Annotated in this window: 21 protein-coding genes; 9 read left to right on the top strand and 12 right to left on the bottom strand. The window is 70.2% G+C overall.

The annotated features are described in order from the left end of the window. The first annotated feature begins 6 nt into the window (after positions 1 to 6). Positions 7 to 348, top strand: a complete 342-nt coding sequence (locus tag CLV67_RS15670; RefSeq protein ID WP_106318871.1) for a hypothetical protein — start codon at positions 7 to 9, stop codon at positions 346 to 348. Positions 349 to 533: 185 nt separating this feature from the next. Here the strand turns inward: CLV67_RS15670 and CLV67_RS53360 are convergent, their stop codons facing one another. Continuing rightward, complete coding sequence (locus tag CLV67_RS53360; protein WP_373873138.1) at positions 534 to 716, bottom strand: helix-turn-helix transcriptional regulator; 183 nt, start codon at positions 714 to 716, stop codon at positions 534 to 536. A gap of 139 nt (positions 717 to 855) precedes the next feature. Here CLV67_RS53360 and CLV67_RS15660 point away from each other — a divergent pair, with 139 nt between their 5' ends. From CLV67_RS15660 to CLV67_RS15645, 4 genes are all read left to right on the top strand, one after another. After that, positions 856 to 1,482 (top strand): hypothetical protein, encoded by a 627-nt coding sequence (locus tag CLV67_RS15660; RefSeq protein WP_106318867.1) that lies wholly within the window; start codon positions 856 to 858, stop codon positions 1,480 to 1,482. Between the two features lie 58 nt (positions 1,483 to 1,540). After that, positions 1,541 to 2,149, top strand: coding sequence for a hypothetical protein (locus CLV67_RS15655; protein WP_106318865.1), 609 nt, complete (start codon positions 1,541 to 1,543; stop codon positions 2,147 to 2,149). A 78-nt stretch (positions 2,150 to 2,227) separates the two neighbouring features. After that, positions 2,228 to 2,755, top strand: a complete 528-nt coding sequence (locus tag CLV67_RS15650) for a hypothetical protein (protein ID WP_203736985.1) — start codon at positions 2,228 to 2,230, stop codon at positions 2,753 to 2,755. An 89-nt stretch (positions 2,756 to 2,844) separates the two neighbouring features. Continuing rightward, on the top strand, positions 2,845 to 4,938 hold the full coding sequence (locus CLV67_RS15645) for a serine/threonine protein kinase (protein WP_106318862.1): 2,094 nt from the start codon (positions 2,845 to 2,847) through the stop codon (positions 4,936 to 4,938). 278 nt (positions 4,939 to 5,216) lie between these two features. Here CLV67_RS15645 and CLV67_RS15640 read toward each other — a convergent pair whose 3' ends face one another. Together CLV67_RS15640 and CLV67_RS15635 are read right to left on the bottom strand one after the other, a co-directional pair. After that, a complete protein-coding gene (locus tag CLV67_RS15640) occupies positions 5,217 to 5,426 on the bottom strand; it encodes a DUF397 domain-containing protein (protein WP_106318860.1) in 210 nt (69 codons plus the stop codon). Beyond that, complete coding sequence (locus CLV67_RS15635; protein ID WP_170153881.1) at positions 5,423 to 6,322, bottom strand: helix-turn-helix domain-containing protein; 900 nt, start codon at positions 6,320 to 6,322, stop codon at positions 5,423 to 5,425. The genes CLV67_RS15640 and CLV67_RS15635 overlap by 4 nt, the downstream gene beginning before the upstream one ends. Positions 6,323 to 6,511: 189 nt before the next feature. Here CLV67_RS15635 and CLV67_RS15630 point away from each other — a divergent pair, with 189 nt between their 5' ends. Beyond that, on the top strand, positions 6,512 to 6,778 hold the full coding sequence (locus tag CLV67_RS15630; protein WP_106318856.1) for a hypothetical protein: 267 nt from the start codon (positions 6,512 to 6,514) through the stop codon (positions 6,776 to 6,778). Next, positions 6,771 to 6,929 (top strand): hypothetical protein, encoded by a 159-nt coding sequence (locus tag CLV67_RS51930; protein WP_170153880.1) that lies wholly within the window; start codon positions 6,771 to 6,773, stop codon positions 6,927 to 6,929. Before CLV67_RS15630 ends, CLV67_RS51930 begins: the two co-directional genes overlap by 8 nt. A 483-nt stretch (positions 6,930 to 7,412) precedes the next feature. Here CLV67_RS51930 and CLV67_RS15625 read toward each other — a convergent pair whose 3' ends face one another. The 5 genes from CLV67_RS15625 to CLV67_RS15605 form a co-directional block, all read right to left on the bottom strand. Next, positions 7,413 to 8,099 (bottom strand): hypothetical protein, encoded by a 687-nt coding sequence (locus tag CLV67_RS15625; protein WP_106318854.1) that lies wholly within the window; start codon positions 8,097 to 8,099, stop codon positions 7,413 to 7,415. A gap of 76 nt (positions 8,100 to 8,175) precedes the next feature. Then, the gene (locus CLV67_RS15620; RefSeq protein ID WP_203736986.1) at positions 8,176 to 9,582 is read right to left on the bottom strand and encodes a serine hydrolase domain-containing protein; all 1,407 of its coding nucleotides are present in this window, start codon (positions 9,580 to 9,582) and stop codon (positions 8,176 to 8,178) included. 20 nt (positions 9,583 to 9,602) lie between these two features. Further along, a complete protein-coding gene (locus CLV67_RS15615; RefSeq protein WP_106318852.1) occupies positions 9,603 to 10,886 on the bottom strand; it encodes an alpha/beta-hydrolase family protein in 1,284 nt (427 codons plus the stop codon). A 6-nt stretch (positions 10,887 to 10,892) separates the two neighbouring features. Continuing rightward, complete coding sequence (locus tag CLV67_RS15610; protein WP_106318850.1) at positions 10,893 to 11,585, bottom strand: class I SAM-dependent methyltransferase; 693 nt, start codon at positions 11,583 to 11,585, stop codon at positions 10,893 to 10,895. 114 nt (positions 11,586 to 11,699) lie between these two features. Then, positions 11,700 to 12,353 carry a response regulator gene (locus CLV67_RS15605; protein ID WP_106319127.1) on the bottom strand — a complete coding sequence of 218 codons (654 nt, stop codon included), beginning with the start codon at positions 12,351 to 12,353 and terminating at the stop codon, positions 11,700 to 11,702. A 62-nt stretch (positions 12,354 to 12,415) separates the two neighbouring features. Here CLV67_RS15605 and CLV67_RS15600 point away from each other — a divergent pair, with 62 nt between their 5' ends. Continuing rightward, positions 12,416 to 13,621, top strand: coding sequence for a sensor histidine kinase (locus CLV67_RS15600; RefSeq protein WP_106318848.1), 1,206 nt, complete (start codon positions 12,416 to 12,418; stop codon positions 13,619 to 13,621). Here CLV67_RS15600 and CLV67_RS15595 read toward each other — a convergent pair. From CLV67_RS15595 to CLV67_RS15580, 4 genes are all read right to left on the bottom strand, one after another. Then, the gene (locus CLV67_RS15595) at positions 13,611 to 14,327 is read right to left on the bottom strand and encodes an anti-sigma factor (RefSeq protein ID WP_106318846.1); all 717 of its coding nucleotides are present in this window, start codon (positions 14,325 to 14,327) and stop codon (positions 13,611 to 13,613) included. The genes CLV67_RS15600 and CLV67_RS15595 overlap by 11 nt on opposite strands. Continuing rightward, on the bottom strand, positions 14,281 to 14,859 hold the full coding sequence (locus CLV67_RS15590; RefSeq protein WP_106318844.1) for an RNA polymerase sigma factor: 579 nt from the start codon (positions 14,857 to 14,859) through the stop codon (positions 14,281 to 14,283). Before CLV67_RS15590 ends, CLV67_RS15595 begins: the two co-directional genes overlap by 47 nt. A gap of 351 nt (positions 14,860 to 15,210) precedes the next feature. Then, positions 15,211 to 16,455: an LLM class flavin-dependent oxidoreductase gene (locus CLV67_RS15585; RefSeq protein ID WP_106318842.1), complete on the bottom strand. Its 1,245-nt coding sequence runs from the start codon at positions 16,453 to 16,455 to the stop codon at positions 15,211 to 15,213. Continuing rightward, entirely contained in the window at positions 16,452 to 17,354 is a 903-nt protein-coding gene (locus CLV67_RS15580; protein ID WP_106318840.1) for an LLM class flavin-dependent oxidoreductase, read from the bottom strand. The genes CLV67_RS15585 and CLV67_RS15580 overlap by 4 nt, the downstream gene beginning before the upstream one ends. A 230-nt stretch (positions 17,355 to 17,584) precedes the next feature. On the opposite strand from CLV67_RS15580, the gene CLV67_RS15575 reads away from it, so the two are divergent. Beyond that, complete coding sequence (locus CLV67_RS15575; protein WP_106318838.1) at positions 17,585 to 18,403, top strand: class I SAM-dependent methyltransferase; 819 nt, start codon at positions 17,585 to 17,587, stop codon at positions 18,401 to 18,403. Positions 18,404 to 18,421: the final 18 nt, after the last annotated feature.

Raw genomic sequence — 18,421 nt, 5'->3', positions numbered from 1 at the left:
AGTTGAATGAGCGAGAACGAGATGCGGATAAATCGCTTCGGCTTCGGTGAATCAGGCGACATGGATGACCTTGCTCGCACCGTCGAGCCAACAGAGCTGGCGATGGTCTTGAAGTCGATCGTGCGGCTGGTTCTAGCTGAAGAGACAGGCCTGCTCGAGACGTTGACGGACGAGGCTCAGGCGGACTTCGTGGTTCCTCTGGGTATGGCCGGGAAGATGCTGTCAGGCAGTGATTACTCGGTGAAGGAGTTGGTTGCTGCGGCCTGTACCGTCAGGTACTGCGCCGAACCTCATATTCCCGGTTTTCCGAGCGAGCTCAGTCGGTTGGTCTCCCAGTTGCCTCGCTGACCCTCGCTGTCAGCGCTCACTCTGACCCTTCCGGACTGAGTCACCTGCCGCGTTGCTGTATTCGAAAGGGGTGGTCCTGCTGAGGCAGGTGCCACCCCTTTCGTTAGTCCAGGTCGGGCAAGAGGTGGGTGGTCATCGGGCGGGGATCGTGAGGTGTCGGATCGTCACGGCACCGGTTTGGTGGATTAAGTGGAGGGTTGTCGGGGTGGGCGGCGGGTTGCGACCCACTCCTCGACGTCGGCGGCCAGCCACACCTTCCCCTGGGTCAGGTCGGCTACCGGCGCGGGGAAAGTCGGGCGGGTGGTCAGTTGGTACACGCGTTGTCGGGTGATGCCGCCCAGGAGCATGCGGATCTCGTGAGCGCCCATCAGGCGAAGGCGGGTAGGGGCCATGGCACTAGACTATAGTCTTATAACAACTGGTCACTCGACCCCCTAATTGGGGGTCGCTCGACCGGAGTACGTCATCGAAGGTCATGGACCTTGAGGGCCTCGATAGCGTGTCCGCATGCGTCCGCGGTCCGACCTGTTGATTGCCCCGGTCTACCTGCTCATCTTCCTTCTCTGTGCCGCCCTGGTCGTGCCGGCGGCCACCACCTGGGTCCGGTCCGACGTGGACGCGGTCGTCGGCACGCTGCTGCTGTCGGGACAGTGCCTGCTCGTCTACTACGTCGCGCGGCTGACCGAGCGCCCGCCACGCGTCGTCCCGATCGTCGCCGCCTGCGTTCTCAACGGGCTGGTGATGGCGTTCGTGGGGATCGCCGTGCCGCTGCAGGTGCTGGCTGCCGACGGGGAGCAGATCAAGGCCACGGTGGCGGTGGTCTACGACGGCAGCAGCAACGACCCCGTCTATGACCTGACCGCCGACGGCATCCCGCTGGAGGGGCGTCTGGGCGCCTGGCCCGGCGGCGGCAGCGGCGAGGTGGGCGACGAGGTGCTCGTGGTGCAGGACCCGGACGGGACGGCCGATCCGCGTCTTCCGGACGAGCTGGCGCAGGCCCAGAAGGACAACCCCGCACCGTTGATCCCGCCGGCCCTCGGCATCGTCGCCCTCCTCTGCCTCGCGGCGGTGTGGCCGAGCCGCCGTCGTGCAGCCTCAGCTGCGAAAACACGCGTGTCGACGTCCCGGTTCTAACCTGGCGGCGGGTACGCTTCGGCGGCTTGATCCACCGTCGGGACTGGAGGCACGGGCGATGCGGAACTCGTACATGCGACGCCTGGCGGGCGTCATGGCGGTGGCCGGCGCGTTCCTCGTCACCGTGGCGGATCCTGCCCTCGCCGCCGACGACGTCAAGGCCGCCTTCCCGGACGTCGAGGTGCCGGTGGGCGGCACCTCCATCGATCCCTTGGGGCCGAGTCTCTGGTCCACGATCGGCCCCACGAGGCTGACCGGCGTGAAGGTCTCCTACGAGCTGAGCGGCGTCGACGGGGTCCGGATCGCGCCGAGCGACATCGGCGGCGGCGAGTGCGAGACACCGTCGTCGACCCGGGTCGTCTGCACCGACCCGCGCGGGCTCTCGTTCGAGGGTGAGACGGTCGAGCAGTACCTTCCCGTGACCGTGTCTGCCGCCAAGACCGCTACGCCCGGTGACAGCGGGACGGTGACCATCACGTTCTCCGCCGACGGGCTGACGCCGATCACCGGCGAGAGCGAGGTCCGCGTCGTCGGCGACCGGCCCAACCTTCCCGTCACCGGCCCGTCGGCCTGGATGACCGGTGCGATCGGCCTGCTCCTGGTCGGTGCCGGCGCGGCCGGTGTCCTGGCCGCGCGTCGCCCGCGCGAGGACCGGGCCGCCGCCTGACGACCCGGCGGTCAGGCGCCGCGACGTCCATGGGGGTAGACGTCCGTCGATGGTCGGGGTAGTGACTATCGTGCCGTGGTGACCACACGAAGTGAGGCGTTGTTTCTCGGCGGGCGTGCCGGGGTGGGCAAGACCAGTGTCGGCGCCGAGATCCACGAGCAGCTGTCCGCGGCAGGGATCCAGCACTGCCTGATCGAGGGCGACAACCTCGACCAGGCGTACCCGCCTCCGTGGGAGCACGGGCTGGCCGAGCGCAACCTGACGGCCATGTGGTCCAACTACCGCGAGCTCGGCTACCGGCGGCTGATCTACACGAACACCGTCAGCGTGCGGTTCACCGGCCGGCTGACCGCGGCGATGGGCGACGACCCGAGTGTCACCGCGGTCCTGCTGACGGCCGACGACGACACGGCGCGGGAACGGCTGGCGAAACGCGAGATCGGCACGGGACTGGACAGGCACGTCGAGCGGAGCGGCCTCATGGCCCGCGAACTGGAACGGACCGTTCCCAGCCGGGTCCACCGGGTCCGCACCGACGGGCGCGAGGTGCCCGACATCGCCGCCGAGGTCATCGCGCTGACCGGCTGGATCTGGCTGCGGCCGTGATCGGCGATCGATGACCCGCCGCCCCGGTCCGGCGCGCGGATGCGTACTGTATGCCGGTCTTTGTTCGCAGACCTTGATGGGTGCCCAGGATGAAGAGCCCGCTGCGCCCCGGTGACCCCCGGTCGCTGGGCGGCTACGAGCTGATCGCCCGGCTCGGCGAGGGCGGCATGGGCGCGGTCTTCCTCGGTCGGCGCGATGACGGCCGGCGCGACGACGGACAGCTGGTCGCGGTCAAGATCATTAAGCCGGAGTACGCCCACGAGGAGGAGTTCCGGGGCCGGTTCCGCAGCGAGGTCAAAAGGGCCAGGCAGGTGCCCCCGTTCTGCACGGCCGCGGTGCTCGACGCCGACCCGGAGCATCCGACTCCCTACCTCGTGGTCGAGTACGTCGACGGCCCGAGCCTGGACGAGGTGGTGGCCCGCGACGGGCCGCTGACCGGCAGCCGCCTGCACAGTGTCGCGGTCGGCGTGGCCACCGCCCTGACCGCGATCCACGGCGCCGGCGTGATCCACCGCGACCTCAAACCCCGCAACGTGCTGTTCGACCTGGGAGCGCCGAAGGTCATCGACTTCGGTATCGCCCGCGCGCTGGAGGTGACCAGTCAGCACACCCAGCCCGACCAGATGGTCGGCACCGTCGCGTACATGGCGCCGGAACGGTTCGACGGCGTGCACCGCGACATCACCCCGGCCGCGGACGTGTTCGCCTGGGGTGCGGTCATCGCCTACGCCGGCACCGGGCGCACCCCGTTCCGGGCCGACTCGCCGGTCGCCGTCGCCGCCCGGATCCTCACCCAGCCACCGGACCTGACCGGCCTGACCGGCACCCTGGCCGATCTGGTGGCGCTCGCCCTCTCCAAGGACCCGGAGGAGCGGCCCACCGCGTACGAGCTGCTCAACCTGCTGCTCGCGCAGAACACCGACCCGCACGCCATCAGCCGCTCGCACACCCTCGACCCACGGTTGCGGGAGGCCGCCGAGGCGGCGCAGTTGTCCGGCCGGCACGTGTCCGGCGGCGGCAGACGGCTCGGCCTGCCGGTCGCCGCCGCGCCGGTCCGGCGCCGCCGGGGACGCACCGCGGTCGTCGCGGTCACAGCCGCCGCCACGGTGCTCGCGACCGCCCTCGGACTGTACGGCGGACGCTGGGGCGATCCGGTGAACGAGCCGGCCAGGAGTCAGCTGGTCGTCGAGGCCACCATGCCGGTGCCCGGCGCGGTGCGCGGCCCGTGGGTGGTCGACGCCCTCGACCGGCGAGGTCAGTGGAATGCCACCACCGACGAGTACGGCGGACGCTGCTCCTTCAAGGACGGCCTGGTCATGACGACCCCCAGCTTCACCATGGTGTGTCCCGGCAGCACCCGGACGTTCGCCGGCGACCAGTCGATCACCGCGGACGTCACCGTCGACAGCGTCGCCTCCTGTGCCGAGATCCAGTTCCGTGCGGCGGGGGACGGCTCGTACTGGCTCGACCTGTGCCCGCAGGCGATCCGGATCCGGCACGAGGGCGCCCTGCAGACGACCAGGCTCGCGACGGTGGAGTCCACGCTGTTCGAGCCGGGCAAGCGGCGCAAGGTCGCGCTGGTGCTGCGCGAGCAGGTCGCGTCGGTGTCGGTCGACGGCGCTGCCGTACTCGAGACGAGGTTGACCGATCCGAGCCTGCTCAGCGGCAGGGTGGCCTTCGGCGTGGGACCGGCTGACCCGGCGAAGAACGACGAGACGGTGACCGGTGCGGTCGTCAGCGACGCCGAGATCCGGCCGATCGGCGAGGCAGCCGCCCCGACGGGCCTCACCTTCACCGACGTACGCCAGGGCAGCACCAAGTCGATCGTCAAGGTCTGGGGCTACTACCCGAAGTCCCGGTCGGTCGTGGTGGAGCCGGTGCTGTTCATGACCGGCGACGAGTACTGCACGACGTTCAAGGTGAAGCCGTCGTCGGACGCCCCGTGCGAGCGCGCCTGGGTGACCGAGGACAGCCGTATGGTCGTGACCCTGCCGACCTCGGCCGCTCCGAAGCTGGCCAGCGTCTTCGACGATCCGGAGCGCTGCGCCGGCGATCCGGTCACCGTCGGGACCTGCAAGATCACCGCCGACCGCTTCGCACAACGGATCGGCGAAGCCGGACTGGCCGAGGTCACGACCGTGGACGGCACCGTCACCGCGATGTCCGAGGTCTACCTGCCCTGACCGGCTCGTTGACGGCTCGGCCGCCCTGACCCGGCTCGGCGGCTCGGCCGCCCTGACCCGGCTCGGCGGCTCGGCCGCCCTGACCCGGCTCGGCGGGACGGCTGCCCTGACCCGGCTCGTTGACGGAGCCGCCCTGGCCCGGCTCGGCGGGACGGACAGCAGGCGCAGGTCGCCGTTGGCGAGGACCTGCGCCTGCACGGTCAGGTCGTCGGCGCCACGGTGGACGGTGACGGGCCGGACCGCCGGCTCGGACTGCTGGTATCGCGCGATCGATGATCTCAGGCGCGGTCGAACTCGCCGTCCTTCACGCCTGCGAGGAACTCGGACCACTGGCCACGAGTGAAGATCAGCGTTCCGCCGTCGCGGTTCTTGGTGTCCCGGACGGCGACGATGCGCGGCAGGTTGTCGGCAACCTCGACGCAGTCATTGCCGCCGCCGGACCTGGTGGACTTACGCCAGTCGGCCCCGATCAGGTCGCGGTCAGTCACGATGACGTCCCTCCTAAGCTCTTCAGAATGCTGGTGATCATCTCCGTCGAGTCTCCCTCACTCAGAGCAAGATCCGTCAGTGCGGTCCACGCTTCCTCATAGGTCTCCACCTCGTCGGGCTTGTCCAGGTAGAGCGCCCCGGTCAGGTTCTCCGAGTACACCGTTGTAGGTTCCCCGCCCCGGTTGCCAGTCAGCGTGGGAAACTCCAGAATCGTGAAGCCGCCGGTCACGGAGGCGGAGTGCGGGCCGACTGAGAGCGGAAGGACCCGCACGCTGACATTCCGCAGTTCGCCTGCCATCAACAGGTGATGAAGCTGCTGCTGCATGGCCCCCGGTGCGGCGAGTCTGGCGTGCAGAATGCCCTCGGAAATGATCGCTTCGAACACCGGGGGCGCCGGTGAGAACCGTCGAATGAGACGTTGACGTTCCTGCTTCACCTGGATCCGGTGGGTAAGTACTTGTTCAGGAACGGTGGGCCGTTCCACCCTGAAGAACGCCTCGCTGTACGCGGGCGCCTGAAGCAGTCCGGGGACTACCGCGGGTCCGAACTGCCGAATCTTGTGCGCTGCGGTTTCGAGGCCGACGTACAGCTCCGACCAGCGGTGCAGGGCGCCGCGATAGCTCTGCCACCAGCCCTCCTCCTTGGCCGCCTGCCCGAGCGCGAGGGCCAGGTCGGTGGCCTCCCGGGTCATGCCGTAGTACCGCGCGAGCGATTCGATCTCGGCCTTCCGCAGCGTCACGTTCGGCTCGCCGGTCTCCATGCGCCACAAACGCTGATATGAACATTCGAGATATTCATAAGCCGATCTCATCGAGACGCCGGCGGCCTCTCGTTGATCACGTAGCAGTCTGCCAAGCTGTCGGCGGGGCACAGTGGATCCGATGCCGTTGGCCACGCGAATGGCTCCCATCCATGGTGAAGCGCCGTTGTCGGTGCCGATGGACTACCAATCCATCCACCATGAAATAGATATCCTGTGATCTTGAAAATTGCTATACCCGGACGTGGATTTTGCACCTTGGTGGATTGCGAAGCTTCCTTTTCGAGGGCCACCATCGGGCGCAGCGAACCGTCAGGGGGACCGATGAGCCACCGAAAACCGGCGACCGGCGCCGAACACCAGCCGGACCCCGCCACCTATGACTGCCGGTCCTGCGACCGGACGTGGCCGTGCGATCCGGCTCGGGAGCACCTGCTGTCGACCACACCGGACGCTGTTCAGCTGGGCATCCGGCTGTGGGCCGAACTCGAGAACGCAGCCGCGGTGCTCCGGCACGAACCGCCGTCGGTCCTGTTCGAGCGGTTCCTGTCATGGGCCCGTCAACAAACTCAAGGAGTCATCCATGACTGAGCAGGAACTTCGACGGATCGCTGATCGCGTCGCCGATGCACTGGCGCAGCACGGCGTCTTCGTCGAGGACGACAAGATCGACGAGCTTGTCGCGACGCTGCACGCATTTGTGCTCGCCGCGGAGCGGGGTGTTCCGCAAATGCGCGGGTAATCGGAGGCCGGCAATTACCGAATACGGCAGCCGCCGTTCGTGATCATGGCTGGGCCGGAGGCTGAGATGGCCGGTAGTGCGATCGTCGGTGTGCCGCCACCGCTGCTGCCGGGTTTCCGGGTGCTACCGGGTTTCGGGCGCTGTCGGGTTTCCGGGTGCTGCCGGGTTTTCGGTTCCGTCGGGCGCACGCTGGCGCTTTCCGTGTGCGCGTGACGTGGTGGCCGACGACAGCAGGAGCACACGCTGCGGATCCGTGGACGCGCACCGCCGTCATGGCCACGATCGGAGCACACGGTGCCGCTGCGTGTGCGCCGACCGCTGCGCGCCGACCGTGGACTGTGCGCCGAATGCTGCGTGTGCGCCGACCGCTGCGCGCCGACCGTGGACTGTGCGCCGACCACGGCGTGTGCGCCGGCACGCACAGACGATCATGTTCTGTTCGAACGTGGAACCCAGCTCAGATCATGGACGACGGCTCCCGGACTAAGCGGAATCCTTCGTGTCCGGACGGCCGAGCATCACGTCGATGTTGCCGACACCGGCTAGTTCGCCGAGGCCTCTGACGTACCGGAGCAGCCCGGTTCGCATGGTCTCCAGCTCCGCGCGGCAGGCCGCGTTCTCCGGCCACTGGGACTCGGGAGTGTCCGGGTTGGACTGCTCCCACGTGGTCAGACGCGGATGCCAGCGGGACAGGAACGGCCGCAACTGGCCGTTCAGCATGCCCAGGGCGAGGTGCTCGACCGTCTGCGTGGCGCCCGGGGTGGTCGTCGGGCCGGCTTCGAGCAGGATGGCGCGTACCGAACCGAAGAGACTGTAGAGAGAGTCGAGAGTTTCCCGGATCACGCCGGAGCCCTGGTCGAGCGGCTGCGTGGCGACGCGGGTGCTCGACTCGACGAACAGACGCCACGCCACGCCCTCGTTCGACGGGGTGACCGCGAACGTCAGGTCGGTCATGTTCGGGATCGACACCGTCAGCTCGGTCAGGTGCACGCTGCGCCAGAACGTGTAGATCGCCAGGGCGGCGAGCCCGCCGGCGACAGTGCCGCACAGTGTGTAGAGGGCCACACCGGTCAGGGTGCTCGCCCAGTAGACGGCGAGGCCGACGACGGCGCCGATCATCAGCCCCGCAATCAGGGCGAACCAGCGTGTGTAGACCCATCGTTGCCGCATACGCCTCATCGTCTCCTCACCTCTAAGTGATCGCCCCCTGAGTTCTACCCGACGATGTCGAGAGTGGAACAGCCCGTCAGGCGACGTCGGGGCGGGTCATCAGCGGCGACCGCAGATGCAGTTCCAGATTCGGGGTGGTCAGCGGCTCGAGGTTCCACACCGCCCTCGCCGTCCGAGTCCGGGCATCGACCGACAGCCGTACCCGATGGGGTGTGGTTATGACATAGAGGTCGGCGACGAAGACGTCGTCCTGCCAGGCGCCCGCGGCGACGAGCGGACGCCCCAGCGGCCGGCTCTCCCGCCACTCGCCGTGACCGGCCGCGATCTCCCTCAGCGACCCGAGACCCAGCGACCAGCCGCCCACCACCGGTTCGACGGTCACCGGCGTCCCCTCGGGCAGCACCGTGCTTTCCACGATCGCCTTCACCGAGCGATCAGGATGGTCAAGACCATGTGGCGGTACGAGGGACAGGCGCCGCAACCGGTCGGCGAGAACGTCGTCGCTCCCGCCATCGTCCGCCTGATCGATGCCGGGCAGCAGGCACTCCCGGATCGCGTCGTGGATCACCTGCGCCTGCGAGTTCGCGCCGGTCACGGCCACCACGAGATCATGCGACGGCACCACCACGCACATCTGCCCGAACGAGCCGTTGCCGTGGAAGCCGTAGCGTGACATCCAGAACTGGTAGCCGTACCCGCAGCAGAAGTCGGTGTCGCCGGGCGGCAGGGTGGCGACGTGCCGCCGGGTCGCGAGTTCGACCCAGTCGCGCGGCACGAGCTGCCGGTCGCCCCATCGTCCGCCGCGCAGCAGCAGCTCACCGAACGCGGCGACCGCCTCGGTGGTCAGGTGCAGCCCATGGAACCCGAACGAGGAACCGCCGGCCACCCGGTCCCAGTCGGCGTGTCCGACACCCATCGGCGCGAACAGGCGCTCGTCGAGGAACTCCGGCAGCCCGCGGCCGGTGACCCGCTCGACCATCCTTGCCAGGACGTACGTGGTCGCGTTGTCGTAGGTGTGGCGGGTCCCCTCGGACTCGGCGAACGGCGCCCGCAGGAAGCCCTTCACCAGGTCGCGTGGATCCGTCCGCCAGGCCTCGGTGAGACTGTCCGTGTCGTGTCCGGCCGTCATCGACAGCAGGTGGTGCACGGTGATCCGGCGGGCCTGCCCGCCGACGCCGGCCGGAACCCGGTCGGGCAGCACGTCCACCACCCGGTCGTCGAGTGACAGCAGGCCGTCGGTGATCGCCAGCCCGACCGCCGTCGACGTGAACGACTTGGTCAGCGAGTAGAGCAGGTGCGGCCGGTCGGCCGAGAACGGCGCCCACCAGCCCTCGGCCACGACGTGACCACCCCGGACGACCATGATGGAGTGGCACTCGACGGACCGCTCCTCGAGCCGGTCGAGCAGCGCGGCGATCGCACCGGACGACACGAGCGCGGCGGCGGGCGCCGACCGCGGCAGGAGGGCACGCTGCGCTGGCATTCCGGCAAGCTAACAAAGAATCAAGCCGATCCGCCGTGAATAAGGTGCGCGCGGATCAGCTGCCAGGCGGTGCGGGCCTCGGCGCCGTAGCGGTGGCCGTACCCGGCCGGCACGTCCTGAGCCTTGAGCAGGTCACCGGAGATCTGCCAGAAGCCGACCGGCCCGGTCAGGAACAGGCGCGGCGACCAGTGCACGACCGGGTCGGTGGCGTGCTCCAGGATGATCACCCGACCTGAGGAGACCCGGCTCCGGAGCGGACTGCCGCCGGGAGTGCCGCTGATGAGGGCTCCGTCGACCGCGTCGAGCAGGTTCGCCGCGGTGCCGAAGGGGGCCTGCGCGGCGCGCGCACCGAGACTGTGCCCGTAGAGCAGCAGCTTCGGCCGGTCCGTGGCAGGCAGGACCGACCAGACGCGGCTGACCTCGTCGAGCAGGTCGGCGGCGGCGGCCTCGGCGCGTTCCGGTTCCATCGCCAGCGACAGCCAGCTCGGCAGCGCGGCGTACTGCACGGCCACCAGGGCGGTGTCTCCGTCGAACTCGTCCTCCAGCGCGGCCACGGTCGGCTCGTCGACCCAGCCGCTGCCGGTCGGGACCACGATGCAGAGCACCTCGCGGGAGAACGCGCCGGTGCGTTGCAGCTCGGCGACGGCCAGCCGGGCGCGGTCCCTGGTCGTCGGGGCGGACTGCAGACCGGCGTACACCCGGATCGGCGTCTCGGTGTGCGGTGTGTTCCGGCCGCCGGTGACGAAGGCCCGGCCCTGCCGGCCCAGTGACGACCACGGCACCAGGGAGTGGGTCGTCCCGGCCGGTGCGGCCACTCCGGTCACGCGGTCGTCGAGGGCTGTCGAGAGGGCACCGAGAGACCACGGCGCCGCGAGGACGGCCAGCAGGACGAGCGTCGCGAGCGGGACCACGGCCCGGGCGGCCGCGAGGAGGACGGCGAACACGGTCGCGGCCACCGCCAGCGCTCCCGGCCAGGTCAGGGCCGCCGGGCCGTCGACGCCCATCTGGTGACCGATCCCGTTCTGCCAGCGCCGGCCCAGAACGGCCGCCAGCAGGGTCGCGGGTACGGCCACGGCCGCGAACAGCAGCCACGCCGACCGCCCGGCCCGCCACCGCACCACGATGCGGGGCAGACTGCCGAGGGCGTAGCCGGTCGCCGCGCAGAGACCACTCACGAGGCCCTGCAGGAACCAGCCGCGCGGCAGCAGCGACGGGGTGAACGACAGGCACAGCAGCACGGCCGCCGAGGCGGAGGCGATCAGATCCGGTCGCGGACCCGGCCGGAGCAGTCGGATCGGGCGCATCAGCGGTCAGCCGCCGAACCGGAAGAAGATCATCGGATTGTGGTCGCCGCTGTGCACCGGCTCGGTCAGGCCCAGGCGCCGCCGTACCGCCATGATCTCTTGATTCTCGATCGGTGCCGCGGCCCGTGACGCGGTGAAGTGGCCGATGCCGCGGGCGGCCAGCCAGTCGAGCACCACCCGGCCCTCGCTGAACCGGCCGGCCCGCCGCCGGTGATAGACGTCGTGCACGCTGGCGGGGATACCGGGCCGCATCTGCGGAAACACCTGCGTCGTGTACCAGCGGGCGAACGGCGCGGTGTGCGCGGCGTCGATGAACAGGTAGTCGATCAGGCCCGGCGTGAGAGCGGTCTGCCGCACGTCACCGTGGTGGAACGTCCACCTTCCGCCGCCGAGATCGGCGGGCACCGAGCGCCGGGCGTGATCAACGATGTCGTACGAGTGGAGCTCGCCCTCGCCGTTGTCGCGCAACGCCCGCAGCAGCCAGGTCGTCGACCACCCGTGGAACGTGCCGATCTCGGTCACGACCCGCGGCCGGTGATGCCGGACCAGCAGGTACGTGATCTCGGCCTCGACGTCGTCGAGTTTCGGGTTCAGCCGGGGACCGCCGGGAGACAGCAGCGCCCGCTGCGCGGTTCGCGCGGCTGTGAGGTCGTCGGCGTACTTCTCGTACAGGGCGGTCACATCGGACAGGTCGGCCACGGTCGCTCCTCCGGTTGTCGGTCCGGAGAGCTTCGCTGTCGGAGGGTGGTGAAAGCGTCGTGCCGGGGAGCCAGATCGCGGGTAGCTCCACGGAGCTACGCCGGGCCGCCGGAGCTAGCCGCGCGGGACGACGAGACCGGCCTCGTAGGCGACGATGACGGCCTGGGCACGGTCGCGCAGGTCCAGTTTGGTGAAGATGCGGCCCACGTGTGTCTTGACCGTCTCCTCGGCCACCACCAGCGACTTCGCGATCTCGGCGTTGGACAGACCGCCGGCGATCAGGGTGAGCACCTCGGTCTCCCGGGCGGTCAGCGCCGCCACGGCCCGGCCCCCGGTCGCGCGGGGCGCGGGCCGGGCCGAGAACTCCTCGATGAGCCGCCGGGTGACCGACGGTGACAGCAGGCTCTCACCGGACGCGACGACCCGTACGGCCTGGGCCAGGTCGGCGGCCGACGCGCCCTTGAGCAGGAAGCCGCTCGCTCCGGCGCGCAGCGCCTCGAAGATGTACTCGTCGAGCTCGAAGGTGGTCAGCATGATCACGCGCGGGCGGCTCCGGCCCGGCGGGACGTCCAGGATCCGACGGGTCGCCTCCAGCCCGTCGAGCACCGGCAGGCGGATGTCCATCAGGATCACGTCCGGGTCGTGTTCGCGGGCCGCCCGGACCGCCTGCTCGCCGTCGGCGACGTCGGCCACCACGACCATGTCGGGCTGGAGTCCGAGCAGGACGGCCACACCCTCACGCACCATCGCCTGATCGTCGACGACCATGACGGTGATGCTCACTGAACCGCTCCAACCCTGGTCACGGGGCGGCAGCGTAGCATCAGGGGGTGGCTGACGGTGACGATCCGGTGGAGCCCCGGGCGCTGCTCCGGCGTGTCGGGCGGGTCGTCGGGATCACCCTCCTGTGCGTCCTCGGCATCGTCGACCTCGCCGCCCTGGGGGCCGGGGCGAACGGGGGTCCGTGGCCGGCCGTCGCGGTCGTGCTCGGTCTCGCCGCGCTTCTCTGGCCGGCCCGCAGGCGACCGCCCTGGCTGACGATCGAGGTCCGTGCGTGTGTCCCGGCCGTCGCGTCCCTGACGCTCACCGCCGCCAACCACCTCACCGACGGGTCCATGCTGGCCGGTCCGGGGGAGGGGGTGGCACTGTTCTGCCTGCTGCTGGTCGCGGTCCGTGGCGTCCGCGCCGACCGGCTCGCCCCGGTCGCCGCGCTGGTGGTGCTCGCCGTGCTGGCGCTGCCGTTCCGGGAGCGGCCGGTGGAACCCGACTTCAGCGACCGGATCGGCGGGTCGGTGGGACTGGCCGCCGCCGCGGTGATCTTCGCGGGCCTGGGCGGCTATCTGCGCGCGGCCGACGAACGGCGCCGCCGGCGGCTGGCCTCCCTGGTCCAGGCACGGCGTTCCGAACGGCTCGTGATGGCCGCAGACCTGCACGACTTCGTCGCCCATCACGTGACCGGCATCCTCGTACAGGCGCAGATGGGTCAGGCTGTTCTGACCGTGCAGCCCGAGCGCCTCGGCCCGATCCTCGAGAGCATCGAACGAGCCGCCGGTGAGGCACTCGCGTCGATGCGGCGCACCGTCGACATGCTGCGCAACGAGCCCGGCTCCGCGGATCCTCCACGCCCGGCCGGGGACCTGGCGGCGTTGCCGGAGCTCGTGACCGGTTTCAGCGTGGCCGGGCCGCAGGTCACGCTGCGGACCGCTCCCGAGGTCCCCGCGGACCTGCCGCACGAGGTGCAGGTCGCCGTTTTCCGTGTCGTGCAGGAGGCGCTGACCAACGTACGCCGGCACGGCGCCGACGCGAGCGAGGTGACCGTCGATCTCGGCCACGACGGCCGGTCGCTGAACATCGTGGTGCGTGACGACGGCAGCAGACCGGCCACCGGCGACCTCGCCCGCGGCACCGGCTTCGGGCTGACCGGCCTCGACGAGCGCGTCACCGCCCTCGGCGGCCGCCTGCATGCCGGACCTCGCCCGGGTGGCGGGTGGGAGCTGACCGCGTCCCTGCCCACCACCCGCGACATCACGACGTGAGGGTTCCGCGCAGCAGACTCTTGCCGGAGTGCGTCGCGTCGCCGTCGTGCGGCTCGTCACTCACGTCCACCAGCCGGAACCGGTTCAGGTCCGTGCCCGGCGGGACCGGCAGCACGTCCTGCCGACTGCCCGACAGGTTGCCGATGGCCACCATCTTCGTCGGATCGTCCGGATCGAGCAGCCACACCTCGTGGAAACCGGTGGTCAGCGGCAGGTTCCGGACGTCGATCTCCAGAGCGCCGTCGGTCAGCACCCGCACCCTCCCGCTCGCGTCGGCCGAGACCGTCGGCAACGGTGTGAGGGTGGCGCGGGCGGCCACGGACCGCTCGGCGCGCTGCCCGGCGAACCGGTCGAACGCCACCGTCCCGGCGACCGCGAGCACGGCGGCGGCCGCGGCGGCGACCAGCGGCGCCCACCGGCGTCGGGGCCGGCGATGGCGGTGGTCGGCGAGGCTGACCACGGGAGCGGTCACGGCGGGTTTGGCGGTACGGGCCACGCCCGCCTCGATCGCATCCCACACGCGCTCCGGCGGTGCCGGCAGATCACGCAGCTCCTGGCTCTCCGCTCCCAGTTCAGCGACCTCACGCAGCGACGCGATGTCGTGCCGGCAGCCGGCACACCGCTCCAGGTGATCCGACTCGGTCAGCTCCTCCGATTCCTCAGAGAGCGCGAGAAGGACCAGCCGATCGGGATCCAAATGCTGCACCGTCCACCTCCCAACGACGTCGCAGACTGGCCATTCCACGGCGGATATGGCTCTTGACCGTACCGAGCGGCAGCCCGGTCATGGCGGCTATCTGTGGATGGGTGAGGTCGTCGAAGAACGCCAGCTCCAGCGAGCGGCGCTGCTCGTCGGGCAGCCGTCCCAGCTCGTCGGCGACGATCAGCCGGTCCACGATCCGCTCAGGGGTCTCCGGCGCGGCAGCGGGCGACAGCTGCGTCCGCACCGTCTCGGTCACCCGCTCGTCACGCGCCGCCGACCGCAGCCGGTCGACGACCTTGCGCCGCGCGATGCCGAGCAGCCAGCTCAGGATCGTGCCGCGCTGCGGGTCGTAACCGTCCCGGCCGGTCCACGCCGCCACGAACGTCAGCTGCGTCACGTCCTCGGCGTCGGCACGGTTGCCCAGCAGACGCTGGGCCAGATAGAGCACCGCCGCGCCGTGCCGCTCGTAGGCCGTACGCAAAGCCTTCTCGTCGCCGGAGCGTAAACGCTCGGCGAGCTCGTCGTCGGAGCTCATCGACCTCCCTCCCGCGTAGGGTTCTCAGGAGGTGTTCGCTCGCCGGCCCGCCCGTGGATGCACCTGATTCTTCTTTTTCGCCGACGTTTCCCTCCGGCCCGCGACCAGCGCAGCGGCCCAGCCCGTTCCGCCTCTCCTGCCCGCTCCGCCCCCCGCCTCCGCCTCCGCCCCGCCTCCGCCCCGCCTCCGCCTCCGCCGAGTTGATCGCCCGGCTGTGGTCAACGCACGTCTCCCGGTCGGGTTTGATCGATCAGCAGTGGTGAGCGCACCTTTCCCGGCTCGGGAAGCAGCCGCCAGCCGCCAGCCGGTAATGCGCGCCCACCCGCCGAGGCGATCGTCGACAGGAACCGGTCACGGCAGGTCCAGGTGTTCGCGCAGGGTCGAGCCCGTGTACTCGGTGCGGTAGACGCCTCGCTCCTGCAGCGCCGGCACCAGCCGGTCGACGATGTCCTCGATCGTGCCCGGCAGCAGCTGCGGAATGATGTTGAACCCGTCGACGGCCCGGTCTCGCACGTACCGCGCCCACTCGTCGGCGACCTGCCCGGCCGTGCCGACGAACACGTTGTGCCGCGGCGTCACCCGGATCGCCAGCTCCCGGATCGACACGCCCCAGGTGCGCCACTCGGCGATCCGTTCCAGCTTGCCGGTGCGGTGCTCGATGGAGATGGTCCCGCGCGACGGGTCGAGTTCACCCTCGGCCGGCTCGATGTCGGGAAGGGGGCCGTCAGGGTCGTACCCGGAGAGGTCCTTGTTCCAATATTGCTCGAGGAACGCGATGGCCCGGGGCCCGGTGATCTGCTCGCGCTGGATCCATTCGGCCTTCTCCATCGCCTCGGCCGCGGTGTCGCCGAGCACCACCTGCGCACCCGGCAGGATCCGTACCGCGTCCGGCGAGCGCCCGTGCCGGACGAGGCGTTGGCGCAGGTCGGAGGCGTACGCGACGGCCTTGTCGTAGGCGGTGTTGGCGGAGAACACCACGTCGGCGTGTTTGGCGGCCAGCTCCCGGCCGCCGGGGGAGTCACCGGCCTGGAACAGCACCGGACGCCCGGTCACCGTCGGCGCGGCGGTCACGTCGACCAGGTCGGTGTGCCGATCGACGCGTTCCCCGGCCCACAGTGCCTTCGCCGTCTCGACGAACGCCTCCGCCCGCTCGTAGCGACGCTCGTGCGCCAGCCACCCGCCGTGCCGGAAGTTCTCCCCGGTCCAGGCGTTGTCGGTGGTCACGATGTTCCACCCGGCCCGGCCTGCGGAGACCGCGTCCAGCGACGCGAGCCGGCGGGCCAGATCGGCGGGGTAGTTGTAGGTCGTGTTCTGGGTCGCGACCAGGCCGATCTTCGACGTCTCCGCGGCCAGGGCGGCGAGCTGGGTGATGGCGTCCGGCCGCCCGGCGACGTCAAGATCATAGACCCGACCCCGATTCTCCCGTACGCGTAAGCCCTCACCCAGGAAGAACGCGTCGAACAGGCCGCGCTCCAGCGTGCCAACGGTCTGCACGAACGTGTCGATGTGGGTGTGCGCCGCGAACGCCGGATCGGTCCAGAGCAGCTGGGGCCCGACGCCGGTGAAGAACACCCCGAGGTGCAGCTGATGCGTCATGCTGTCGGCTCCTGACCGGCGTTCGCGAACACGTTGGCGGGTCGGGGGAGCCCGAGTGTGTCCCGCAGGGTCGCGCCGAGCGGCGGTCGCGGACCGGTTTCGGTGAGCAGCCGTGGCAGATCAACGGCAAGATCGGAGACCCTTGCGTGTACGCCGTCCACGGCGCCCACGAGCCGGTCCACCGGCAGTCCGGACCCGCCGTCGTAGGCGACCGACGCGAATACCAGCGGAGCCCCGTCCTCCCTGGCCCGGCGGGCGCGCGCGATCACCTCGTCGACCGTGCCGCCGCCGACCAGCGCGACGTCGAGGCGGGAAGTGACGCCGAGGGTGTCCCAGCCGATCACCACGACCTGTCCCTGCGGCGGCCGCGGGGTGATCAGCGGCCCGGCGACGCTGAACCGCGCTCCGGTGAAGCCGACGTGATGCACCCGGTCCGCATCCAGGAACCGTCCGGTGGCCACGTCCCGGATCACCGCGTCGTCCTCCCACGAGTCCCAGAGCCGCCGGGCCACGTCGATCACGTCCTCGAGTTCCCGCCGCAGTTCGGCGCCGGCCAGCGGCGGTTCGCCGACGGTCGCGTACGCCTGACGGGACCTTTCCGCACCGACCACCCAACCGGCCCGTCCCAGTGAGGCGTGATCGAGCGAGGCCAGCTGGGTGGCCAGGTGAAACGGCTCGGTCACGGTCGCGTGCAGGGTCGGCGCGAGCCCGATCCGCGAGGTGCGCCGGGCGAGGAACGCGGCCCGTACACCGGCCTCGATCCGGATCCCGCCACCGGCCGGCGGCAGAGGCGAATCGGCGATGGTGACCAGCGCCACTCCAGCGCGTTCGGCCGCGGTCACATGGTCGGGAAGGGAGGCGAAGTCGCCGTCCACCTCCAGGGCGAGATGCAGGGCCATCAGGGCTCCTCGGGTCTGATTGTCCCTAAACCCTATAGGCCGAATATAGTTTTGCGACAGGTCGTCTTCTTCACCCGTGGCGCGGGAATAACGGCGTCGCTCCCACGCTCACACGCGTCGTCACACGGTCGCGCGGTCTTCTCGTTCTGCGCCGCACTCCGCGGCGCCCTGCGTCGCACTCCGCGGCGCCCTGCGTCGCAGTTCGCGGCGCCCGAGAAAGGTGAGATCGAATGACGACTACCGAGATCGACTATGACGCGATCAAGAAGAGCCAGCGGGCGGCATGGGAGACCGGCGACTACACCCGGGTCGGAAACACCCTGCAGATCATGGCCGAACGGCTGGTCGAGGCCGCCGACGTGCGCGCCGGACAGAAGGTGCTCGACGTCGCGTGTGGACAGGGCAACGTAGCCCTGGCCGCGGCACTGCGATTCGCCGACGCCACCGGCGTCGACTACGCCGTCAACCTGCTGGAGCGCGGACGCGCCCGGGCCGCCGCCCAGAGCGCGGACATCACGTTCCTCGAGGGCGACGCCGAGCAACTGCCGGTGCCGGACGGCTCCTTCGACGCCACGCTCAGCACGGTCGGCGTGATGTTCGCGCCGAACCAGCAGCGAGCCGCCGACGAACTGGTCCGGGTGACCACGCCCGGCGGTAAGATCGGCCACGCCAGCTGGACCCCGACCGGCATGATCGGCAACCTTTTCAAGACCGTGAGCGGCTGGAACAAGCCGCCCGCCGGGGTCGTCCCCCCGACGCTGTGGGGCACCACCGAGCGCCTCACCGAACTGTTCGGCGAGCGGGTCGAGTGGATCTCGCTGACCAAGCGGGAGTACGTGTTCCGCTACCGTTCCCCCGAGCACCTCTCGGAGTGGTTCCGGACCTACTACGGCCCGATGACGCGGTTCGCCGGCACGCTGTCCGGTGCCGACGCGGAGAAGTTCGCCGCCGACATCGCCGACGTGGCCCGGCGCTTCAACACGGCGACCGACGGCACCGTGGTGGCTCCGGCGGAGTACCTCGAGGCCGTCGGTATCCGGCGCGGATAATCGAACCGGAGGCGAGTT

Origin of the sequence: Actinoplanes italicus (genome assembly GCF_003001815.1) — a bacterium.
GTDB lineage: Bacteria > Actinomycetota > Actinomycetes > Mycobacteriales > Micromonosporaceae > Actinoplanes > Actinoplanes italicus.
The sequence above is the reverse complement of the archived record's forward strand: the minus strand, read 5'-3'. Positions and strand labels throughout refer to the sequence as shown.